The following is a 21,078-nucleotide window of genomic DNA, read 5'->3' on the forward strand; positions in this document are numbered from 1 at the left end:
GGTCAGGGGGGCAGCGCCCCCCTGCTACCCGATCACGGCATCGAGCAACGGGCCTTCACCCTCCAGCCCCTCGATCACGTCGAAATGGTGCCGCCCCGGCTCGATCGTCAGCGGACAAGTCCACGCCTCGGCCAGACCGCGCGCCTGCTCGAGGAATGCCGGACGCTCGTCCCCGCCGACCCAGACATGCACCGGCACCCCGGGCACCGGCTGGCGCACCGGGCTTTCGCGCCCGGCCTCGGCCGCATCGAGCCGCAGCGTCTCGTTCATCGAAGTCCGCAACAGCGGCGCGAGGTCCGACACCGGCGAGATTGGCACCACCTTCTCGATCCGCTTCGCCACCTCGTCAGGCAGCATCCCCGGCGCCAGCATCCGCGCCACCAGATGGCCGCCCGCGGAATGGCCGACGAGCCGGATCGGCCCGCTGAAGCGCCGCGCCAGTTCCGCCACCGCCATCGCGATCAGCGCGGTGATCTGCTCGATCCGCATGTCGGGCGCCAGATCATAGCCGGGCATCGCCACGACCCAGCCCGCCTCGACCGCGCCTTTCGCCAGATGCGAGAAATCCTGCGGGCTGAATTTCATCCAGTAGCCGCCATGCACGAAGATGAGCAGCCCCTTCTGCCCGCCCATCGGCAAAAACAGGTCGATCTGCCGCCGCACCCCCGGCCCATAGCCCACCTGCACCATCATCGCCTCGTCGCGATACTCGGCAGCCGCCGCGGCCCAGCGGGCCGGATAGTCGGCGCCCCCCGGGATGTAAGGCATATTGGCATAGGCATCGTCCAGATCGGTCACTTCCTTACCCTTTCTTTCCACGGCGGCCAATTTACATCCGCGCCGCCCCGTGTTTCCCTCTCATATCCCTCAAACCATGAGATGCGCCATGCTCGATACCGCCACCAATCTGAAATCGCTGCTCAAGGACCCGAGCCTTCTTGTGACGAGGGCGCTGGTCGCGGGGGACTGGGTCGAGGCCGATGACGGCAAGACCTTCGCGGTGACGAACCCCGCCCGCGGCGACGTGATCTGCACCGTGCCGGACCTGAGCCGGGTCGAAACCGCCCGCGCCATCAAGGCCGCCGAGGTCGCGATGAAGGACTGGGCCGCCCGCACCGGCAAGGAACGCGCCGCGGTGATGCGCAGATGGTTCGAGCTGATGATGGCGAACCAGGAGGATCTGGCGCTGATCCTGACCGCGGAAATGGGCAAGCCCCTGCCCGAGGCCCGCGGCGAGATCGCCTATGGCGCCTCCTTCATCGAATGGTTCGGCGAGGAAGCCAAGCGCATCTATGGCGAGACGATCCCGGGCCACATGCGCGACAAGCGCATCACCGTGCTGAAACAGCCGATCGGGGTGGTGGGTTCGATCACGCCCTGGAACTTCCCGAATGCGATGATCGCCCGCAAGGCCGGTCCGGCGATCGCGGTGGGCTGCGGCTTTGTCTGCCGCCCGGCCTCGGAAACCCCGCTTTCGGCGCTGGCGATGGCGCTTCTGGGCGAGCGTGCCGGTCTGCCGAAGGGGATCCTGTCGGTCATCACCTCCTCGCGCGCCTCGGATATCGGCAAGGAATTCTGCGAAAATCCCGCGGTGCGGAAGCTGACCTTCACCGGCTCGACCGAGGTCGGTCGCATCCTGATGCGGCAGGCGGCGGAGCAGGTGATGAAATGCTCGATGGAGCTGGGCGGCAACGCGCCCTTCATCGTCTTTGACGACGCCGATCTGGATGCGGCGGTCGAGGGCGCGATGATGTCGAAATTCCGCAACAACGGCCAGACCTGCGTCTGCGCGAACCGGATCTATGTGCAGGCGGGCGTTTATGACGCCTTTGCCGAGAAGCTGGCGGCGGCGGTGCGCAAGCTGACCGTGGGCGACGGGCTGAAGGACGGGGTGACCACCGGGCCCCTGATCTCGGCCGAGGCGGTCGCAAAGGTCGAAGACCATATCGCCGATGTGGTGGCGGGCGGCGGCACCATCGTCACCGGCGGCGCGCGGCATGAACTGGGCGGCACCTTCTTCCAGCCGACCGTCGTCACCGGCGTCACGCAGGAGATGAAAGTGGCGAGCGAGGAAACCTTCGGCCCGGTCGCGCCCTTGTTCAAATTCGAGACCGAGGCCGAGGTGATCGAAAAGGCCAATGCCACGATCTTCGGTCTGGCCTCTTATTTCTATGCCCGCGACGTGGGCCGGATCACCCGGGTGCAGGAGGGGCTGGAATACGGCATCGTCGGCGTGAATACCGGGATCATCTCGACCGAGGTGGCGCCCTTTGGCGGCGTCAAGCAATCGGGCCTGGGGCGCGAGGGCAGCCATCACGGCGTCGAGGATTATCTGGAACTGAAATACATCTGCCTGTCGATCTGAGGGCGGCTCTGGATTTCGTCTCGGGCTTGCGCCCGGGGCGACCCGCCGGGGGCTGCGCCCGTCGTCCATCAGGTCTTGAACCGATGGCGCCCCAATGGACGCCCCCCGAGGTATTTGCGGCAAGATGAAAGGGGGGGGCGCCGAGTTTGCGGGACACCGGAACCGCTGCGACGGCGCTTGCAATTTCCGGGCCGAGCCTGTCAGATGTGAGCCTTCAAAACAGGCCTGACGATGATCCGCTACACCCTGAAATGCGACAAGGAGCACAGCTTCGACAGCTGGTTCGCCTCGGCTGCGGCCTATGAGGCCCTGCAGGCGCGCGGCCTGGTCAGCTGCACCATCTGCGGCTCGACCGCGGTTGAAAAGGCGCTGATGGCGCCCGCCGTCCGCCCGGCGCGCAAGGCCGCCGCCGCGCCCGCGCCCGAGGCCAGAGCCGGGGCGGAGGGGCCGCTTGGTGCGCCGCAGACCGGCATCGAGGAGGCCTTTGCCGCGATGCGTCAGGCTGTCGAGGCGCATTCCGATTATGTCGGCGTCAATTTTGTCGCCGAAGCCCGCGCGATGCACGAGGGCGCCAAGCCCGAACGCGCGATCCATGGCGAGGCCCGGCTCGACGAGGCCAAGGCGCTGCTCGATGACGGTATCCCCGTGATGCCGCTGCCCTTTTTGCCCAAAAGGTCGCGGAATTGATTCAGGTCCTTGCGCTTGCCTGACGGCTGGCCATGATGGCGCCACAGGAGGCGACCATGACAGTTCTCATCACCGGGGCGAACCGCGGCATCGGCGCTGCGCTTCTGGCTCATTACCGTCACACCGACACCGCGGCCTTCGGCACCGCGCGCAATCCCGAGGGCGATCTGCTGCCGCTTGATGTCACCCAGCCCGAGAGCGTCCGGGAGTTGGCGCGGCGGCTGAACGGGCTGCCGATCGGGCTTCTGGTTTGCAATGCCGGGGTCTATGCCGATCTGGGCCAGTCGCTGGAAAGCGGCTATGCGCCGATGCTTTGGGCGCGCAGTTTCTCGACCAACGTGATGGGCGTGTTCCTGACGATTCAGGCGCTGCTTCCGAACCTGCGTGCGGCGCATGGCAAGGTGGCGATCCTGTCCTCGGCGATGGGCTCGGATGCCCGCGCGCCCGGCGGCAGCTACATCTACCGGGCGTCGAAGGCGGCGGTGCTGAACCTCGGGCGCAACCTGGCCACCGATCTGCGCCCCGAGGGGATTGCGGTGGGCATCTATCACCCCGGCTGGGTGAAGACCGACATGGGCGGGCCGCAGGCCGAGATCACCGTGGCGCAATCGGTGGCCGGGCTGACGACGCGATTCGACGCGCTCAACCTGACCAATTCGGGCTGTTTCGAAAGCTATGACGGGGCGGTGATTCCGTTCTGATCCGGCGGCAGCCCAAAGGCCCGCGGCCTGTGCCCACCCGCCCGTGGCGGGCGCAGGCCTCTGGTCTACCCGGGGCAAGCGGTCGTGCCGCAGCTCTCCCCGATCAGAGGTCGTGCCAAAGCCCCAAGGCACCCAGCCGCGGCGATTTCTTCGAGGTGTGCCGGTCCATCCGCATCAACACGTCGCGGAGGAACGTCACCGCCTGCACCAGATGTGGCCCCTTGTTCAGCATCACGCATTCGGCGCGCTGGCTCATCGCGGCATCGGTCATCTCGGCCCGGCTGGCCTGACCTTCCTTCACCATGCCCTCCAGCACCTGCGTTGCCCAGACCACCGGAACCTCGGCCGCCTCGCACAGCCACAGCACCTCTTCCTGAATCTCGCTCAGCCGCTCGAAGCCGATCTCCACCGCCAGATCGCCGCGCGCGATCATCACCCCCACCGGCACCCGTCCGCCCGCCTCGACAATCAGCGCGGGCAGGTTGCGCAGCGCCAAGGGCGTCTCGATTTTCAGCATCAGCGCCGGCCAGTCGCGCGAGGTGCCGCCATCGGAGCGCGCGTCAAGTTCCGCAAACAGCGCCCGTAGATCGGTGCCGGTCTGCACGAAGGAAAAGCCCAGAATGTCGGCATGGCACAGGACAAAATCGAGATGACCCAGATCCGCCTCGGTCAGTGCGGGCACGCGCAGATCGACGCCGGGCAGGTTCACCCCCTTTTCCACCTTGATCTTCGCGCCCTTCGAGGGGGTCGAGGTCACCTCGGCCAGCACCTTGCCCGGCCGCACCCGCAGGATCTTCGCCCGCAGCTTGCCGTCATTGATCCAGATCGCGCCGCCCTCGGCCATCGCCTCCATCAGCGCCGGGTGGCTGAGACGAATTTGCGGCAGTTCGGCGTCATGACCGAGCGTCTCGACCACCTCGAAGCGGTCGCCCTCGAACAGCCGCCCGGTCTCCTCGACACCTTCCGACAAAGCCTCGACCCGCAGCTTCGGGCCTTCGATATCCATCTGCACCGGCACCCGCCGCCCGGCCTTCATCGCCGCATGGCGGACCTGACCGATCATCGCCGCCCAGACATCGGGGTTGTCATGCGCGCAGTTGATCCGCATGCAATCCGCCCCGGCGGCGATCAGCGCCCCGACCAGATCGGGGTTCACCGCCGCCTCGGTCGGCAGCGTCACCATCACCCGCGAGCGCGGCGCCTCGCGCCGGGCGCCAAACAGCGCAGCGCGCCGCGCCGCCAGACGCGCGGGGCCCGCGGCAAAGGTTTCAACGGTGGGATAGCTGGCGATCCCCTCGCCGCCGATCATCGCAAGGGACGCCAGAACCGCATCGATCGAGGGGCGCACATGCGCCTCGGCCCGGCCAAGCGAGGAGAGGCCAAGCGAGGCGAGCGGCGCCTGAAACGGCACCAGATCGCCGCGCCGCAGCGCCAGATAATCGGCCAGATTGCGCGCCGAGGGCAGGAATTCCGGCCGCCGCACCAGACCTTCCCAGCTTTCCATCGTCGCATCCGACCGCCGCACCAGATCGTCGCGCAAAGCCTCCAGCGCCCGTTGCAGCCCGCGTGCCTGCGCCCGCCTTTCGCGGTATTCGACCTCATCGAGACTCATCACATCCTCCTGCCCTGATCGGGGCAAGCCTGCCGGGCCTGCATGACAGGGGAATGACGGGGCCATGACACCCCCCGAGGGCGTTTCGCCGCAGGCAAACCCTTGCAAGCTTCGCCCCCTTCCGATAGCAGAAGCGCGACGCCGGGCGCAGGGTCCGGACCAGAATTGGGGGGGAAGATGCCGCTTCTCGTGATGAAATTCGGCGGCACCTCGGTGGCGGATCTCGACCGCATCGCGAATGCGGCGGCCAAGGTGAAGCGCGAGGTCGAGCGTGGCTACGATGTCATCGTGATCGTCTCGGCGATGTCGGGCAAGACCAACGAGCTGGTCGGCTGGGTCGAGGGCACCTCGCCCCTTTATGACGCCCGCGAATATGATGCCGTCGTGGCCTCGGGCGAGAATGTCACCGCCGGTCTGATGGCGCTGCGCCTGCAGGAAATGGGCATCCCCGCGCGCAGCTGGCAGGGCTGGCAGGTGCCGATCAACACCACCTCGGCGCATGGTTCGGCCCGGTTCAAGTCGATCCCGCGCCACAACATCGATGCGAAATTCGCCGAAGGCATGAAGGTCGCGGTTGTTGCGGGCTTCCAGGGCCTGTCGGCGGAAAACCGCATCACCACGCTGGGCCGGGGCGGGTCGGACACGACCGCGGTGGCCTTTGCCGCCGCCTTCGATGCGGAACGCTGCGACATCTACACCGATGTCGATGGCGTCTACACCACCGATCCGCGCATCAGCTCCAAGGCGCGCAAGCTTGACAAGATCGCCTTCGAGGAAATGCTCGAACTCGCCTCGCTCGGCGCCAAGGTGCTGCAAACGCGCTCGGTCGAGCTGGCGATGCGGTTCGGCGTGCGGCTGCGGGTGCTGTCCTCCTTCGAGGAAACCGACGAAACTTCAGGAACCCTTGTCTGCGGGGAGGATGAAATCATGGAATCGAAAGTCGTCTCGGGGGTCGCCTATTCGCGCGACGAAGCCAAGATCACCCTCTTCACCATCGAAGACCGTCCGGGCGTCGCGCAGGCGATCTTCGGCCCGCTGGCCGAGGCCGGCGTGAACGTCGACATGATCGTGCAGAACATCTCGGAAAAGGATTACGACGACAACCATCCGGGCGCCGTCACCGACATGACCTTCTCCTGCCCGATCAACCAGGTGGCCCGGGCGCAAAAGGCGCTCGAAGATGCCAAGGCCGCGGGCAAGATCAAATATGACGAGCTGATCATCGACACCGATGTCGCCAAGGTTTCGGTCGTCGGCATCGGCATGCGCTCGCAGGTCGGTGTCGCGGCGCGCACGTTCGAGGCGCTTTCCGCCGAAAACATCAACATCAAGGTCATCTCGACCTCGGAGATCAAGATCTCCGTGCTGATCGATCGGAAATATATGGAACTGGCCGTGCAGGCCCTCCATGATGCATTCGAGTTGGAGAAGGCCTGACACGCGGTTCAGGCCTCTAGAAACGGGGGCGTTCAGGCCATGGTGGATCGCAGCGAAAGTGACAGCCGCACGCTGTTGCGCCGGTTGCGCGACACTTTGGCCACCCCCGGCGGCGGTCAGGACCGGCTGGACCGGATCACCCATCTGATCGCCCATTCGATGCGGACGCAGGTCTGCTCGATCTATCTGTTCCGCGATCCGGAAACGCTGGAGCTTTGCGCCACCGAGGGTCTGAACCCCGAGGCGGTGCACAAGACCCGGATGCGGCTGGGCGAGGGGCTGGTGGGCCGCGTCGCCCGCACCGGCCAGCCCGCCAATACCGCCAATGCCCCCGCCGAGCCCGGTTTCCGCTACATGCCGGAAACCGGCGAAGAGATCTATTCGAGCTTCCTTGGCGTGCCGATCCAGCGCGTCGGCGAGAAGCTGGGCGTGCTGGTCGTGCAATCGCGCGAGGCGCGGCTGTTCTCGGATGACGAGGTCTACGGGCTCGAAGTCGTCGCGATGGTGCTGGCGGAAATGACCGAACTGGGCGCCTTTACCGGCGATCAGGGCGGTATCGGCGCGGCGCATCGCTTCCCCGTGATGTTCCGCGGCTCGACCGGGCAGGAAGGCGCGGCCGAGGGCCGGGTCTGGCTGCATGAACCCCGCGTTGTGGTGACGAACCCGGTCGGCGACGACCCGGATGCGGAAAAGGCCCGGCTTGACGAGGCGGTCTCGACGCTGCAGGCGCAGATCGACGACATGCTGATCGGCTCGGCCAGCATGGACAAGGAACAGCGGCAGGTTCTGGAAGCCTACAAGATGCTGGCCCATTCGCGCGGCTGGGTGCGCCGGATGAGCGAGGACATCGACCTCGGCCTGTCCGCCGAAGCCGCGGTGGAAAAGGAACAATCGACGGCGCGGGCGCGGCTGGAGCAATCCACCGACGCCTATCTGCGCGAACGTCTGCACGACCTTGATGATCTGTCGAACCGGCTGTTGCGGCTGCTGACCGGGCAGGGCAAGGACACCGGGGCGGAACTGCCGGAAAACCCGGTGCTGGTGGCGCGCAACATCGGCCCGGCCGAGTTGCTGGACTATGGCCGCAAGCTCAAGGGGGTGGTGCTGGAGGAGGGTTCGGTCGGCAGCCATGCCGCCATCGTCGCCCGGGCGCTGGCGATTCCGCTGGTGATCCATGCGACGCGAATCACCAACGAGGCGCTGAACGGCGATCCGATCCTTGTTGACGGCGATCAGGGCATCGTGCACCTGCGCCCCGAGGAAACCGTGGCCGCCGCCTTCCGCGACAAGATCGCGATGCAGGCCGAGGCGCAAAAACGCTATGCCGATCTGCGCAACCAGCCCGCGGTGGACCGGGCGGGCAACCGGGTCAGCCTGATGATGAATGCCGGGCTGATGGCGGATCTGCCCTCGCTCAAGGGCTCGGGCGCCGACGGGGTGGGGCTGTTTCGCACCGAATTGCAATTCCTGATCCGCTCGCGCGTGCCGCGGCGGGGGGAATTGGCGGCGCTTTACAAACGGGTGATCGATGCGGCGCAGGGCGCCAAGGTGCAGTTCCGCACCCTCGACATCGGCTCGGACAAGGTGCTGCCCTACATGAAGCCGCAGGAGGAACCGAACCCGGCGATGGGCTGGCGGGCGATCCGGCTTGGCCTTGACAAACCCGGCGTGCTGCGGATGCAGCTGCAGGCGCTGATCCGCGCCTCGGAGGGGCGGCCCTTGTCGGTGATGTTCCCCTTTGTCGCCACGCCCGACGAATTCAGCGCGGCGAAAGCCACGCTTTTGCGCGAAATCGACCGCGAGGCGACCTTGGGCCGTCCGGTGCCGTCCGACCTGCGGGTGGGGGCGATGCTGGAAACGCCCTCGCTCGTCTTTGCGCCCGACAGTTTCTTCGCAAGCTGCGATTTCATCTCGATCGGCGGCAATGACCTGAAGCAGTTCTTCTTTGCCGCCGACCGCGAAAACGAGCGCGTGCGGCGGCGCTACGATACGCTGGATGTCAGCTTCCTGACCTTCATCGAGCAGATCATCACCCGCTGCGCCGCCAGCGACACCGCGCTCAGCTTCTGCGGCGAGGATGCGGGCCGCCCGATCGAGGCGCTGACCTTCGCCGCCCTTGGCATCCGCAAGCTCTCGATGCGCCCGGCCTCGATCGGGCCGGTCAAGCATCTGTTGCGCCGCGCCGATCTGACCGAGCTGAAAGCGGTGATCGACGCGGCCCGTGCAAGCGGCGTGCAGACCGTTCGCCCGGCGGTCACCGCCTATCTAGCCGGGTTGCAGGGCTAGATCCGCGCGGGGTCAGGCCGATCCGGGGTCAGATCCGCGGCGGTTTCAGCACAGCGCGCGCAGTTCCCGCAGCAGGTTGCCGTTGCCGCACCAGTCCGGGGCCGAGCCACGCTCTTCGGATTGTTCCGACAGATAGTCGAGGCAGCCTTCCGACCCGGCGCAGCAGCGGCAGCGGTCGATCATCTGCGCGAAATCCGCCTGCGTCAGCAGACCCGCATGCATCGCCTCGGTGATGTTCACCCCCATCCGGCGGCCCATGCCGCGGGCGATCCAGAAATACAGATCGATGTTGCCCTGAATGCCCATCATCTCTCTCCTTCGGCATCTGCAAGAACCTGATCCCTGGCCCGCGCCGCCCGCAGGCGGGCCATCATCTCGCGATTGGTGCAATAGTCCGGCACCTCGGCCGCGGGCGTCGCGCGCCCGCTTGCGTCGTCATGCTCCGACAGCCAGTGCAGGCATTCGGTCGGCTCCGGGCAATCGGAACAGCGCACCACCGCGGCGCGCCAGTCGTCACCGTCCAGCTTTCCCTGCAGCATCATCTCGGTCAGATTGAGGCCCACCGCCTGCGCCATGCGGTTCATCAGGGCAGCATGCCGATTGAGGGTCTTCCGTCCGTGCATAAGCCATTCCTTGTTGCGGACCGCATCGGAGCAAGCATCCGCAGCAGGGGCTGAATTGCCATGATTCAGATCAATCTTTGCGCGAAATCCGGGGCGTTGCCGCTCGCGCAATCGGATATGCCGGGGAATTGGGCGGGCGGCGGCTCAGAAGCCGTGAAAGGTGCCCCGGCGCAGCGCCGCGGTGACCCGGTGCACGATGGCGATCCGCTCGCCATTGGCCGGATGGGTGCCAAGGAAACTGTGCCCGGGATCGGGCAGACGGGTGAAGAACAGCGCCCCGCGCTCCGGGTCGTAGCCCGCATTCCAGGCGATCACCGTGCCCAAAGCGTCGGCCTGCAATTCGTAATCCTTGGAATAGGCCCGCGCGCCCATCGCCGCGCCGAAATCGCGCGCCTGCGCGACACCGTCGGCATCCGCCCCCGAGGCCGCCGCCAAAGCCCCCAGAATCAGCGCGCCCTTGGAGGCGTCCGAGGTCTTCTGCTCCAGATGTCCGAGGATGTAATGCGCCGCCTCATGGCCCATGACGAAGGCCAGCTCGTCGCGGTTGCGCGCCTCGGCGATCAGCGCCAGGTTGAAGGCGACGATCGGACGGCCGCGCGCGTCCATGGTCTGAAAAGCGTTCGGCTGCGGCTCGGGGCGTTCATCGACCATCACCTGATAGTCGCAATTGCGCCGCCCGCGCGAGCGCGCCAGACATTCGCTTTCGATCCGCGGTTCCATGTCCTGCGCCACGGCCAGAAAGTTGGCCGCGGCGGTCCGGGCATCGGGGCCGGTTTCGACCGTCACCACGGGCGGCTTCGGGCGCGGCAAGGCTGCGCCTGCTGCCCCGGAATGCGGGGTGTCACAGGCGGCCAGCGCCAGAGGCAGGGCAAGAACGGCAAGAAAGCGGCGCGGCATGGAGTGCAGGTCCGGAACAGACTGTGACGCGATAGTAACGGGGCTGCCCGCGGGTGCAATCACCTTCGGCCAGATCACCGAAATGTTTGCTCTTTTCGGGCTGCGCCGGCCACGCTAGCATGATCCCATGTTCACCATCGAGCACGAATTCGACGCCACCGTGATCACCCTCGTCGACGAGGGCGACGATCCGCGCGATTATCTGCAGGAAGACATCACCATCCAGGCCTTCGAGGATTGCGTGGTGGTCGAGCAACTGGACGAGACTACCGAAACGGTGGTGCGGGTGGTGTTCTCGCATGCGCAGCTGCGCGAACTTGCCGCCGCCCTCGACCTGCCCGAGGGCGCCTATCGGTTGCCCCCCAGAACCGGCGCCTGAGCCCGGCCCGCCCGCGCAAGGGCGTATTTGGACCAAGAAAAGCCATGGTCTTTTTCTTGGTGAAAATACGCCGGGGGTCCGGGGGCAGCGCCCCCGGCCCTGCTCACACGGCGATATTGTCGATCATCCGCACATCGCCCAGGTAAACCGCGGCCAGCAGCCGCGCCGGTTCCGAGAGTTCCGTCATCGGCCGCAGCCCCTCGGCGCTGCGCAGCTCAAGATAGTCCCAGCTGCCAAAGCCCGCGGCGCTGATCGCGTCCTGCGTGGCCTGCAGCGTCGCGGCCACAGGGGCCCCGGCGCGGATCGCCGCCGCCGCCGCCTGCATCTGCGCATGCAGCTGCGGGGCCAGCGCGCGGTGTTCGGGGCTCAGCCGCACATTGCGCGAGGACATCGCCAGACCGTCCGCCTCACGGATCGTCGGGCAGGGGATGATGCGGATCGGCACGTTCAGATCCTCGACCATGCGCTTGACCACCTGCACCTGCTGCCAGTCCTTCTCGCCAAAGAAGGCGCGGCCCGCCTGGGTCATGCCGAAAAGCTTGGTCACCACCGTTGCCACGCCTTCGAAATGGCCGGGGCGGAAGGCGCCCTCCAGCGGCTCGGACACGCCCGAGACGGCGACCACGGTGGCGAAGCCGTCCGGATAGACCTCGTGCACGCCCGGCGCGAAGAGCACATCCACCCCCTCGGCCTCGAGCAGCGCCAGATCGTGATCCTCGTCGCGCGGATATTTCTCCAGATCGTCCTTGTTGTTGAACTGCATCGGGTTGACGAAGATCGTCACGATCACCCGGTCGGATTGCTTGCGGGCCTCGCGCACCAGCGACAGATGCCCGTCATGCAGCGCCCCCATCGTCGGCACGACGCCGACCAGCATGCCCGAGCGTTTCCAGGTCGCCACCTTCTCGCGCAGTTCGGCCGAGGTGCGGATCACTTGCGTCATTTCTTCACCTCGTCGAAGAAGGAAAATTCCGGGGCGGGGAAGGCCCGGCTGCGGACCTCGGCGGCATAGGCGGCGACGGCCTCTGCGGCGGTGCGGCCCAGCTCCGCATAGCGCTTGACGAATTTCGGCCGGAAATCGGTGAACAGCCCCAGCATGTCGTCGATCACCAGCACCTGACCGTCGCAATCGACCCCGGCGCCGATGCCGATCGTCGGAATCGCGATCATCGCCGAAATCTCGCTCGCCAGCTCTGCGGGCACTTTTTCCAGCACCACCGAAAACGCCCCGGCCTCGCTCACCGCCAGCGCATCGGCCTTGAGCCGGTCGGCATCGGCGCCGCGGCCCTGCACCTTGTAGCCGCCCAAAGTGTTCACCGATTGCGGCGTCAGCCCGATATGCGCCATCACCGGAATGCCGCGCGCCACCAGAAAGGCGATCGTCTCGGCCATGTGCACGCCGCCCTCGAGCTTCACCGCCCCGGCGCCGCTTTCCGCCATGATCCGCGCGGCGTTGCGGAAGGCCTGTTCCGGCCCTTCCTCGTAGCTGCCAAAGGGCATGTCGATGACGACGAGCGCCCGATCCGATCCGCGCATCACCGCCCGGCCATGCAGGATCATCATCTCCATCGTCACGCCCAGCGTCGAGGGCAGGCCATGCAGCACCATCCCCACCGAATCGCCGACCAGCAGCACGTCGCAGGCCGGATCGGCCAGCCGCGCGACGGGCGTCGTATAGGCGGTCAGCACCACCACCGGCGCCTTGCCCTTCAGCGCCAGAATATCCGAAGGCATCAGCCGTTTCAGGCTTGCGGTCGCGCTCATGCTTCCCTCCCTCTCCCTTGGCCGCTTCCTAGCCGGTCCATTCGGTAAATGCAAAGTGACAACGCCGCGATGCAGCATTCGCCGCAGCCGCAAGCCGGGCCGCCGCGCCGTTTCACCTTTGACAGATATCCAGGGGGCCGGGGCGGGTCTCGGGCGGTCCGGTCAGTTTCCGCTGCCGGCCTTGCGCGCCGCCTCGACCGCGGCGGCATGCTGCTGCGCTTCCAGCAGGGCCGGATCGGTGATCTGACCGGCGGCCCAGGCGGCCTCATCGGCGGCGATCAGCGCAACCTCGGCCTCGGGCACGACATAGCCGGTGTGCAGCTCATGCATCGGCCCCTCCAGCTCCAGGCTTTCGGCAAGGCTGCGGACCTTGACCCGCGTTCCCAGCGGCGCCTCGTCGAACATGTCGATGATGTCCTGGTTGAACAGCCGGATGCAGCCCGCCGAGGTGGCCTTGCCGACCGAGCTTGGGTCCATCGTGCCATGGATGCGGTAATAGGTGTCGCGGCCGTTGCGATAAAGATACAGCGCCCGCGCGCCCAGCGGATTGTCCAGCCCGCCCACAAGCCCGCCCGCCAGCGGCCCGTAAAGCGCGGGATCGGCGCGGACCATCCGCGCGGTGGGTTGCCAGAACGGATATTCTTCCTTCCGCCCGACCACGGCCGTGCCGGAAAAGCCCCGGCCCGCCTTGCCGACGGCAATGCCGAAGCGCATCGCGCGGCCCGGCTCGACGACGTGGTAAAGCACCCGCGCATAGGGATCGATGACGATCGTATCCTTACCCTCGGGGCCGGCATAGTCGACCCAGCGGCGGCGGTTGCGTTCGGTCAGATAGACCGGGTTCACCGCGGGCACGACGCGCTCGCCGTCGGGGCGGGCCTGATATTCGGGCGGCACCCCCCGCAGCGCGGGCGCAGTTGCGGCCCTGTCATCGGCGGCGCAGCCCGCCAGCAGCGCAAGGACAAGACAGCCCGCAAGCGGGGCACGGAAGGCAAGCGGAAGACGGGACACGGGGCAGCACCTGTCAAGAAATGAGCGAATCCCCACGGCAGCGGAGAACATTAACGATGATCAAGGGGAGGGGATGCCGCGAGGTCAAGCCCTCGCGTGGTTGTGATCGCGAAAACCGTGACATTTCCGCTTGCTGTGGCGAAAGGGGCGGCGCCTGCCGCCCCCGCCGGGATCATCCGACCAGGTTGAAGCCGGGGCCATAGGGATATTTCGTGATGTCCTCGGCGCCGGTCTCGCCGATCACCAGAATGTCGTGCTCGCGGTAGCCGCCCGCGCCGGGCAGGCCTGCGGGCAGGGTCAGCATCGGCTCCATCGAAATCACCATGCCGGGTTCAAGCACGGTGTCGATATCCTCGCGCAGCTCGAGCCCGGCCTCGCGGCCGTAGTAATGCGACAGCACGCCAAAGGAATGGCCATAGCCGAAGGTGCGATACTGCAGCAGCCCGCGGTCGGCGAAGAAGGCGTTGATCTTCTGCGTGATCTCGGAGCAGACGGCGCCCGGCACCAAGAGCGACATGCCATATTCATGCGCGGCGACATTCGCCTCCCAGATCTTCAGGCTGGCCGGATCGACCTCGCCCAGGAACATCGTGCGTTCGAGCGCCGTGTAATAGCCCGAGATCATCGGGAAGCAGTTGAGGCTGAGAATGTCGCCGCGTTTCAGCACCCGCCCCGTCACCGGGTTATGCGCGCCATCGGTATTCAGCCCGGACTGGAACCAGACCCAGCTGTCGCGGTATTCGGCCTCGGGGAAGCGTTTGGCGATCTCGGCCTCCATCGCGTCGCGGCCCGCCATCGCCACGTCGATCTCGCGCAGGCCTTCCTTGATCGTGTCGCGGATCGCAAAGCCGCCGATATCGGCCACCGCGGCGCCCTGGGTGATCAGCGCGATTTCGGCGGGCGACTTCACCATCCGCTGCGTCATCGTTGCGGGCGCAATGTCCAATCCGCGTTTCGGTTTCAGGAAATGGCTGAACTTTTCCGCGTTCAGCATCGTCAGGTGATCGGCCTCGCAGCCGACGGCCTTGCCCGTCCCGATCACATGGACGGCGGCGCGCCAGTAATTGTCGCGCGCCCAGTCGGTATAGGTCAGGCTTTCGCCGTGGCAGCGCCGCCAGGGTTGCCCGGCATCGATCCCGGCCGCGATCACCACGGATCGGTCGCGCGTCACCACCAGCCCGTAGGGGCGGCCGAAGCTGCAGTAAAGAAAGCCCGAGTAATAGGCGATGTTGTGCATCGAGGTCAGCAGCACGGCGTCGAGCGAATGCAGCTCCATCAGCTCGCGCAGGCCCGAAAGGCGGGCCTCGTATTCAGCGGCCTCAAACGGCAGCACCGCCTTGGGGCCGTTTTCGCAGCTGTAGAATTCGGGTCGTTGCATGATCTGTCCTTTGGGCCCGTGGGACCCCGAAAGATCCCGGCGTTCAGGACGTTGGCGGGGCATTCCCGCAAGCCTCGGGCCGCTGGCCCGGTGGCGACGCCATCGCCACGGCTCGGGTCCAGAATGCCAAAGGGGCGCAAGGCTTGCAAGCCCCACGCCCCCCGAAGCGGTGTCGCGGCACTCAGCCCGCCGCCAGCCGTTTTTCCTCTGCCGCCTTCATTGCCGCATCCGAGGGCGCGATGAAGGTGTAGAACATCGGCACGACGAACAGCGTGAACATCGTCCCGATCAACAGGCCCGAGAACATCACGATCCCCATCGCCTCGCGCGCCGCCGCGCCCGCGCCATCGGCAATCACCAGCGGCACCACGGCCAGCGCCATCGCGGCGGTGGTCATCAGGATCGGCCGCAGCCGGGTCTTGGCCGCCAGCACGATCGCGTCCTGCCGGTTCAGCCCGTGTTTCTCGCGCTGCTGGTTGGCGAATTCCACCATCAGGATGCCGTGCTTGGTGATCAGCCCGATCAGCGTGATCATCCCCACCTGGCTGTAGATGTTCAGCGTCCCAAGCCCGAGGTTCAGCGGCAGCACCGCGCCGAAGATCGTCAGCGGCACCGACATCAGGATGATGAACGGGTCGCGGAAGCTCTCGAATTGCGCCGCCAGCACCAGATAGATCACCAGAACCGCCGCGGCAAAGGCGATCATCAGCGTGTTGCCCTGGGTCTGTTCCAGCCGCGACTGGCCGGAATAATCAAGGAAGAAGCCCTCGGGCATCACCTCGTTCGCGATCTGCACGATCGCCGCCAGACCATCGCCCGAGGATTGCCCGGGGATCGGCAGCGCCGAAATCGTCGCCGAGTTCAGCTGGTTGAACTGCTCCACCTTCGAGGCCATCGAGCCGGTCTCGATCTTCACCACGGAAGACAGCGGCACCATCGCGCCGCTTGCCGCGCGGACGAAATAGCGGCCCAGATCCTCGGGAGTGCCGCGGTCGTCCTGGGGCACCTGCAGAATGATGTCATAGCTGTTGGAATCGCGGTCGAACTGCGCCACCGAGGCGCCACCGACCAGAAGGCCCAGCGTCGCGCCGATGTCCGAGATCGGCACGTTCAGCGCCGCTGCCCGGTCGCGGTCGATCGTCACCCGCACCTCGGGGGCGTCGAAGGACAGCGAATTCTGCACGAAGATGAATTTGTGCGTCGCCTGCGCCCTTTGGCGGATTTCCTCGGCCACTTCGGCGACCCGGTCCGCCCCGTAGATCGACTGCACCACCACCGAAATCGGCAGCCCGCCGCCCGCGCCCGGCAGGGTGGGGGGGGCAAAGGCGAAGCCCTCCATGCCGGGCGAGGCGTCGATCGCGGCCTGAATGTCCTTTTGCACCTGCTCCTGCGAGCGCTCGCGCTCGGCCCATTTGTCGAGCGCCCAGATATAAATCCCCATACTGTCCGAGCCGCCGAAACCGGCGATCGAAAAGGCGGTGCGGACCTCGGAAATGTCCTTGGTCGCCTGGCCCAGCCGGTCGATGTAATGCGCGGTGTAATCCGCCGTCGCATAGCGCGGCGCCTGCACCATGGCGATCACCGCGCCCTGATCCTCGTCGGGGGCCAGTTCGGTCGCGGTGCGCTGGAACATGAAGCCCATCGTGCCGACCAGCACCACGACCACGAGCAGCGTCACCGGACGGTATTTCAGCGAGCCCGCGACGCGGCGTTCGTAGAAATTCGCGAACCGCTCGAAGGTGCGGTCGATGAAGGCGGCAAAGCCGGTGGCATGACCCTCTTTCAGGATGCGCCCCGCCATCATCGGCGTGATCGTCAGCGCGATCACCCCCGACAGGATCACCGAGCCTGCAAGGGTGAAGGCGAATTCGCGGAACAGCGCCCCCGTCACGCCGCCGGTAAAGGCAAGCGGCGAGAGCACCGCGGCCAGCGTGATCGTCATCGCGATGACGGCGCCGGTGATCTCCTTCATCCCCTGCACGGCGGCGGGAATGGGTTTCATCCCCTCCTCCATGTGGCGGTGGATGTTCTCGACCACGACGATCGCGTCATCAACCACCAGCCCGATGGCGAGCACCATGGCCAGCAGTGTCAGCAGGTTGATCGAATAGCCCAGTGCCAGCAGCACCGCCATCACGCCGACCAGCGAGAGCGGAATGGTGACGATCGGCATCGCCACCGAGCGGATCGAGCCGAGGAACAGCAGGATCACCACGACGACGATGGCCACGGCCTCGGCGATGGTCTTGAACACCTCGGTGATCGAAGCGGAGATCTGTTCGGTCGTGTCATAGACCAGCTCGATCGTCATGCCCTCGGGCAGGGTGGCGGCGATCTTCGGCAGCTCTGCCCGCACCGCGGCGGCGGTATCGAGCGGGTTGGCCGAGGGCGTCTGCGACAGGCCGATGAAGGTGCCCCGCGCGCCGTTGAAGGTGACGATCTCGCCGCTGTCATCCGAGGCGAGTTCCACCTTTGCCACGTCGCGCAGCCGCACCACCGCATCGCCTTCGGCCCGGATCGGCATTGCGCCGAAGGCCTCGGGGGTCTGCAGCGTCGATTTCAGCGTGATCGACTTCGCGACATAATCGTTTTCGGTCTTGCCCGGCGCCGCCAGATAGTTCGAGGCCTTGATCGCCCCCAGCACCTCCGATGCCGTCACCCCCCGCGCAGCCAGCTTCATCGGGTCCAGCCAGACCCGCATCGCGTAATTCGCCGCGCCGATCACCTCGATTTCGGCCACGCCCGAAATCGTCGACATCCGCGGCCGCACGACGCGTTCCAGATATTCGGTCAGCTGCTCGGTCGTCATGTTCGGGTTCTGCGCCGCCAGATACATCAGCGCAAAGGTTTCGCCGGTGCCCTTGACGATCACCGGATCCTCGGCCTCGGACGGCAGCTCTCCGCGCACCTGCTGCACCTTGGACAGAACCTCGGTCAGGGCGGTGTCGGGATCGGCACCCAGCTTCATGTTGACCGAGACCTGCGACACCGAGGGCATCGAGGTCGAGGTCACGTAATCGATGTTTTCCGTCGTGGCGACGGCGGCCGAGATCGGCGCGGTGATGAAGCCCTGGATCAGTTCGGGGGCAGCACCGGGATAGGTGGTGGTGATGGTGACGACGGTCTCGTCCACCTTCGGATATTGCCGCACCGGCAGGCTCATGAAGGCCTGAAAGCCCAAAAGCAGCATGAAGGCGCCCAGCACCATCGACAGGACGGGGCGGCGGATGAAGAGTTCGGAAAAATGCATCCCGCGTCCCTCAGTTCCCGCCCATGCCGGGCAGCGATTGCGAATTGTCGATCTTGACCGTCGCGCCCGACGAGAGCTTGTTCTGCCCCGCGTTCACCACCAGATCGCCCGATTGCAGCCCGGTGCGGATCTCGACCTTGTCGTCGAAATGGCGGCCGACCTTGATGAAGACCTGCCGCGCCTGCAGACTGGTCGTGTCCGATCCCTCGGCCTTTTCCTCGCGCACGACAAAGACGCTGTCGCCGTAAAGGCTCGAGGACACCACCGTCTGCGGCAGCGCGATCACGTTCTTTTCCACCGGCAGCGCCACCCGCACCCGCAGGAACTGGCCGGGCGTCAGCTTGTCGCCCTCGTTCGGCACATCGGCGCGCAGCGTCACCAGCCGCGAATTCGGGTCGATCTTCGGCTCGATGCCGGTGATCTTGCCCTCGGCCGAGACATCGCCCACTTCCGAAGTCACGGTGACTGACATCCCGGGCGAGACCAGCGCGGCTTCGCTTTCGGTCAGGGTGAAATCGACCCGCATCCGCGAGCGGTCCTGCAGCGTCGCAAAGACCGTGCCCGGCGTCACATAGGCGCCGATCTCGATCTTCGGAATCCCGATCGTGCCGCCAAAGGGCGCGGTCAGCTGCTTGGTCGAAAGCGTCGCTTCCAGTTTCGCCACAGTGGCGCGGGCCTCGATCGCCTTGGCCTCCGCCTCATCAAGCGCCGAGGTCGCCGACACGCCCTTCTGCCGCAGTTCCCTGGCCCGGGTCAGCGCGGTTTCGGCCAGCGTCAGCGCGGCCCGCGCCGAGTCCAGATCGGCGCGTTCCTGCCGGTCGTCGATCTGCACCAGCGCCTGGCCTTTTTCGATGCGGTCATTGGCGGCAAAGCGGATCTCGCGCACGATGCCCGCGGCTTCGGTGGCCAGATCGGTGCCCTTCACGGCGGCGGCGGTGCCGATGGCTTCCAGCCCCGGCTGCCAGTCGGCCGCGACCACCTTGGTCACCGAAACGGCGACGGGCGGGGCCTTCATGTTGGCAAAGATGCCGGCGATCATCTTGCTGACAAACAGGTTGTAGCCGATGATCCCCCCCGCCACGATGACAAGGGCGACAATGGCGATGAGCAGACGTTTGGTCATGGGCGGCTCCGCAGTCGGGACGTGAACAGGCGCGACAGAAAGCCACGCTTCCCCGCTCGGACAGGTTCGGAGCGAGGGATTTCTGCGCGCAACATGTGGTGCGAAAAGCTGAAAGACAAGCGGCAGGATTCCTGCAATTCCGCACAGTGGCCCCGCGGCCCCGGTTTCGCCCGCCAAAGCGGCACAGCGCCCCGGCGCGGCGGCGCAGGCGCTGCCCCAACGGGTCATCTTAACGTCTGATTAACCAGGATGTGACAGGCTCGGGCCAAGCCATCCAGGGGGCGCCATGCTGTCCGACCCGATTGCCCGCCGTCTTCCCGCTCTTTCGCCGCTCTGCCTCGTGCCGGCGCTGGCGATTCTGCTGTCGGCCTGCGGCGCCTCGCCCGCGCCGCCGTTCTTTGGCGCTACCCGGCACGATGTGACGCTGCAGGGCATTCGTTTCGCGGTTCTGGTCAAGGGCGAGAACGCCGAGGTGATCCGGCTTGGTTTCCTGACGCGGGCCCAGCGCGAGGCGGTGCCCGGGCTGATGACCGCGGCGGCCGAGCAGGCCTCGGGCTGCAGGGTCACAGGACCTGCCGCCGGGATCTACCGCTCGCCCTCGCTGCCCGGCGATACCGGCGAGGCGCGGTTCCAGCTCGACTGCTCTTGAGGCAATGGTCACATCTGCGGCGTTTCGCCGCGTCCGGGCGTGACCCAGATCAAGGCGGGATCATCTGCAAACATATCTTCCTTTGCATGAAACGCGCTGCACCGGAGGAACCCATGACCCGCCTTTTCGGCATCATCTATGCGCTTGTCGGCCCGACCGTGGCCGGTGTCCTCATCGTCGTGGCGCTGACGATGAACATGTATGACATGAAAACGATGATCTATGCCGCCGTTCTCGGCTTTGTCGCGGCGCTGCCCGTCGCCTGGATCGTCGCGGGCAAGATCAACGACGCCTGACCCCGGGACATCGGGCGCGGCGTCGGGAAGGCACCGCGCCTGCGCTGATCTATCCGCTTGCGGGGCGGGAGGGGCTGTGCAAGCCTTTCCTGCCCCGTTTCATTTCCGGAAACCCGCCAGGAGGTCCCCATGCCCGTTTCCCAAGGCTATACCCGCGCCCAGATCCTGCTGCACTGGGCGGTTGCCGTTCTGATCATTCCGCAATTCCTGCTGGGCGAGAACATCGCCGAGGCCTTCGGCAAATGGATGTCGAGCGAGCCCACCCCCTTCAACCCGGCCGTGGTCTTTCACGTGATGACCGGCCTGACGATCTGTGCGCTGGTGATCTGGCGTCTGGTGCTGCGCCTGCGCCACGGCGCGCCCGCGGCGCTCGATTCGGGCAGCCCGGTGATGAACAAGGTTGCCTCGGGCGTGCAGCACACGATGTATCTGGTGCTGATCCTGATGGTGGTCAGCGGCGGCACCGCCTGGTTCGGCCTGATCGGTCCGGCGGCGGGCGTGCACAATGTGCTGAAACTCGTGCTGCTGCTGTTGATCCTGATCCATGTCGCCGGTGCGGTGAAGGGTCAGTTCGTGCTGAAGAACGGCATCATCCGCCGGATGATGAAGGCCGAATAAGG

Annotated in this window: 20 protein-coding genes; 9 read left to right on the forward strand and 11 right to left on the reverse strand. The window is 66.3% G+C overall.

Annotated elements, in window-relative coordinates:
* Positions 1-24 precede the first annotated feature (24 nt).
* Positions 25-798, reverse strand: coding sequence for a hormone-sensitive lipase (locus AC4PTB_RS02445; RefSeq protein ID WP_492191513.1), 774 nt, complete (start codon positions 796-798; stop codon positions 25-27).
* 88 nt (positions 799-886) lie between these two features.
* Here AC4PTB_RS02445 and AC4PTB_RS02450 point away from each other — a divergent pair, with 88 nt between their 5' ends.
* The 3 genes from AC4PTB_RS02450 to AC4PTB_RS02460 all read left to right on the forward strand — a co-directional run bounded on the left by AC4PTB_RS02450 (position 887) and on the right by AC4PTB_RS02460 (position 3,753).
* Entirely contained in the window at positions 887-2,365 is a 1,479-nt protein-coding gene (locus AC4PTB_RS02450) for an NAD-dependent succinate-semialdehyde dehydrogenase (RefSeq protein ID WP_492191514.1), read from the forward strand.
* 231 nt (positions 2,366-2,596) lie between these two features.
* On the forward strand, positions 2,597-3,052 hold the full coding sequence (locus tag AC4PTB_RS02455; RefSeq protein ID WP_492191515.1) for a DUF1178 family protein: 456 nt from the start codon (positions 2,597-2,599) through the stop codon (positions 3,050-3,052).
* A 56-nt stretch (positions 3,053-3,108) separates the two neighbouring features.
* Positions 3,109-3,753, forward strand: coding sequence for an SDR family oxidoreductase (locus tag AC4PTB_RS02460; protein WP_492191516.1), 645 nt, complete (start codon positions 3,109-3,111; stop codon positions 3,751-3,753).
* A 103-nt stretch (positions 3,754-3,856) separates the two neighbouring features.
* Here AC4PTB_RS02460 and AC4PTB_RS02465 read toward each other — a convergent pair whose 3' ends face one another.
* Positions 3,857-5,365 carry a pyruvate kinase gene (locus AC4PTB_RS02465; RefSeq protein WP_492191517.1) on the reverse strand — a complete coding sequence of 503 codons (1,509 nt, stop codon included), beginning with the start codon at positions 5,363-5,365 and terminating at the stop codon, positions 3,857-3,859.
* A 177-nt stretch (positions 5,366-5,542) separates the two neighbouring features.
* On the opposite strand from AC4PTB_RS02465, the gene AC4PTB_RS02470 reads away from it, so the two are divergent.
* Positions 5,543-6,802 (forward strand): aspartate kinase, encoded by a 1,260-nt coding sequence (locus AC4PTB_RS02470; protein WP_492191518.1) that lies wholly within the window; start codon positions 5,543-5,545, stop codon positions 6,800-6,802.
* Positions 6,803-6,841: 39 nt separating this feature from the next.
* Positions 6,842-9,088, forward strand: a complete 2,247-nt coding sequence (gene ptsP, locus AC4PTB_RS02475; protein ID WP_492191519.1) for a phosphoenolpyruvate--protein phosphotransferase — start codon at positions 6,842-6,844, stop codon at positions 9,086-9,088.
* Positions 9,089-9,133: 45 nt separating this feature from the next.
* On the opposite strand, the gene AC4PTB_RS02480 is transcribed toward ptsP, so the two are convergent.
* The 3 genes from AC4PTB_RS02480 to AC4PTB_RS02490 form a co-directional block, all read right to left on the reverse strand.
* Positions 9,134-9,397, reverse strand: a complete 264-nt coding sequence (locus tag AC4PTB_RS02480; RefSeq protein WP_492191520.1) for a DUF6455 family protein — start codon at positions 9,395-9,397, stop codon at positions 9,134-9,136.
* Positions 9,394-9,672 carry a DUF6455 family protein gene (locus AC4PTB_RS02485; RefSeq protein ID WP_492191521.1) on the reverse strand — a complete coding sequence of 93 codons (279 nt, stop codon included), beginning with the start codon at positions 9,670-9,672 and terminating at the stop codon, positions 9,394-9,396. The genes AC4PTB_RS02480 and AC4PTB_RS02485 overlap by 4 nt, the downstream gene beginning before the upstream one ends.
* Before the next feature lie 183 nt (positions 9,673-9,855).
* Positions 9,856-10,608 carry a M48 family metallopeptidase gene (locus tag AC4PTB_RS02490; RefSeq protein ID WP_492191522.1) on the reverse strand — a complete coding sequence of 251 codons (753 nt, stop codon included), beginning with the start codon at positions 10,606-10,608 and terminating at the stop codon, positions 9,856-9,858.
* A gap of 127 nt (positions 10,609-10,735) precedes the next feature.
* Here AC4PTB_RS02490 and AC4PTB_RS02495 point away from each other — a divergent pair, with 127 nt between their 5' ends.
* Positions 10,736-10,987, forward strand: coding sequence for a DUF8831 family protein (locus tag AC4PTB_RS02495; protein ID WP_492191523.1), 252 nt, complete (start codon positions 10,736-10,738; stop codon positions 10,985-10,987).
* Positions 10,988-11,090: 103 nt separating this feature from the next.
* On the opposite strand, the gene panC is transcribed toward AC4PTB_RS02495, so the two are convergent.
* The 6 genes from panC to AC4PTB_RS02525 all read right to left on the reverse strand — a co-directional run bounded on the left by panC (position 11,091) and on the right by AC4PTB_RS02525 (position 19,513).
* Entirely contained in the window at positions 11,091-11,930 is an 840-nt protein-coding gene (gene panC, locus AC4PTB_RS02500; RefSeq protein ID WP_492191524.1) for a pantoate--beta-alanine ligase, read from the reverse strand.
* Positions 11,927-12,751: a 3-methyl-2-oxobutanoate hydroxymethyltransferase gene (gene panB / locus AC4PTB_RS02505; protein ID WP_492191525.1), complete on the reverse strand. Its 825-nt coding sequence runs from the start codon at positions 12,749-12,751 to the stop codon at positions 11,927-11,929. Before panB ends, panC begins: the two co-directional genes overlap by 4 nt.
* A gap of 162 nt (positions 12,752-12,913) precedes the next feature.
* A complete protein-coding gene (locus AC4PTB_RS02510) occupies positions 12,914-13,762 on the reverse strand; it encodes a L,D-transpeptidase (protein WP_492191526.1) in 849 nt (282 codons plus the stop codon).
* Positions 13,763-13,934: 172 nt separating this feature from the next.
* Positions 13,935-15,140, reverse strand: a complete 1,206-nt coding sequence (locus AC4PTB_RS02515) for an aminopeptidase P family protein (protein ID WP_492191527.1) — start codon at positions 15,138-15,140, stop codon at positions 13,935-13,937.
* A gap of 181 nt (positions 15,141-15,321) precedes the next feature.
* Positions 15,322-18,390 carry an efflux RND transporter permease subunit gene (locus AC4PTB_RS02520; protein ID WP_492191528.1) on the reverse strand — a complete coding sequence of 1,023 codons (3,069 nt, stop codon included), beginning with the start codon at positions 18,388-18,390 and terminating at the stop codon, positions 15,322-15,324.
* A 10-nt stretch (positions 18,391-18,400) separates the two neighbouring features.
* Complete coding sequence (locus AC4PTB_RS02525) at positions 18,401-19,513, reverse strand: efflux RND transporter periplasmic adaptor subunit (RefSeq protein WP_492191529.1); 1,113 nt, start codon at positions 19,511-19,513, stop codon at positions 18,401-18,403.
* 286 nt (positions 19,514-19,799) lie between these two features.
* On the opposite strand from AC4PTB_RS02525, the gene AC4PTB_RS02530 reads away from it, so the two are divergent.
* From AC4PTB_RS02530 to AC4PTB_RS02540, 3 genes are all read left to right on the forward strand, one after another.
* Entirely contained in the window at positions 19,800-20,162 is a 363-nt protein-coding gene (locus AC4PTB_RS02530) for a hypothetical protein (RefSeq protein WP_492191530.1), read from the forward strand.
* 113 nt (positions 20,163-20,275) lie between these two features.
* Entirely contained in the window at positions 20,276-20,458 is a 183-nt protein-coding gene (locus tag AC4PTB_RS02535; RefSeq protein ID WP_492191531.1) for a CTP synthetase, read from the forward strand.
* Between the two features lie 129 nt (positions 20,459-20,587).
* Entirely contained in the window at positions 20,588-21,076 is a 489-nt protein-coding gene (locus tag AC4PTB_RS02540) for a cytochrome b (protein WP_492191532.1), read from the forward strand.
* Positions 21,077-21,078 lie beyond the last annotated feature (2 nt).

It is taken from the genome of Rhodobacter sp. 4.3.4 (genome assembly GCF_058724655.1).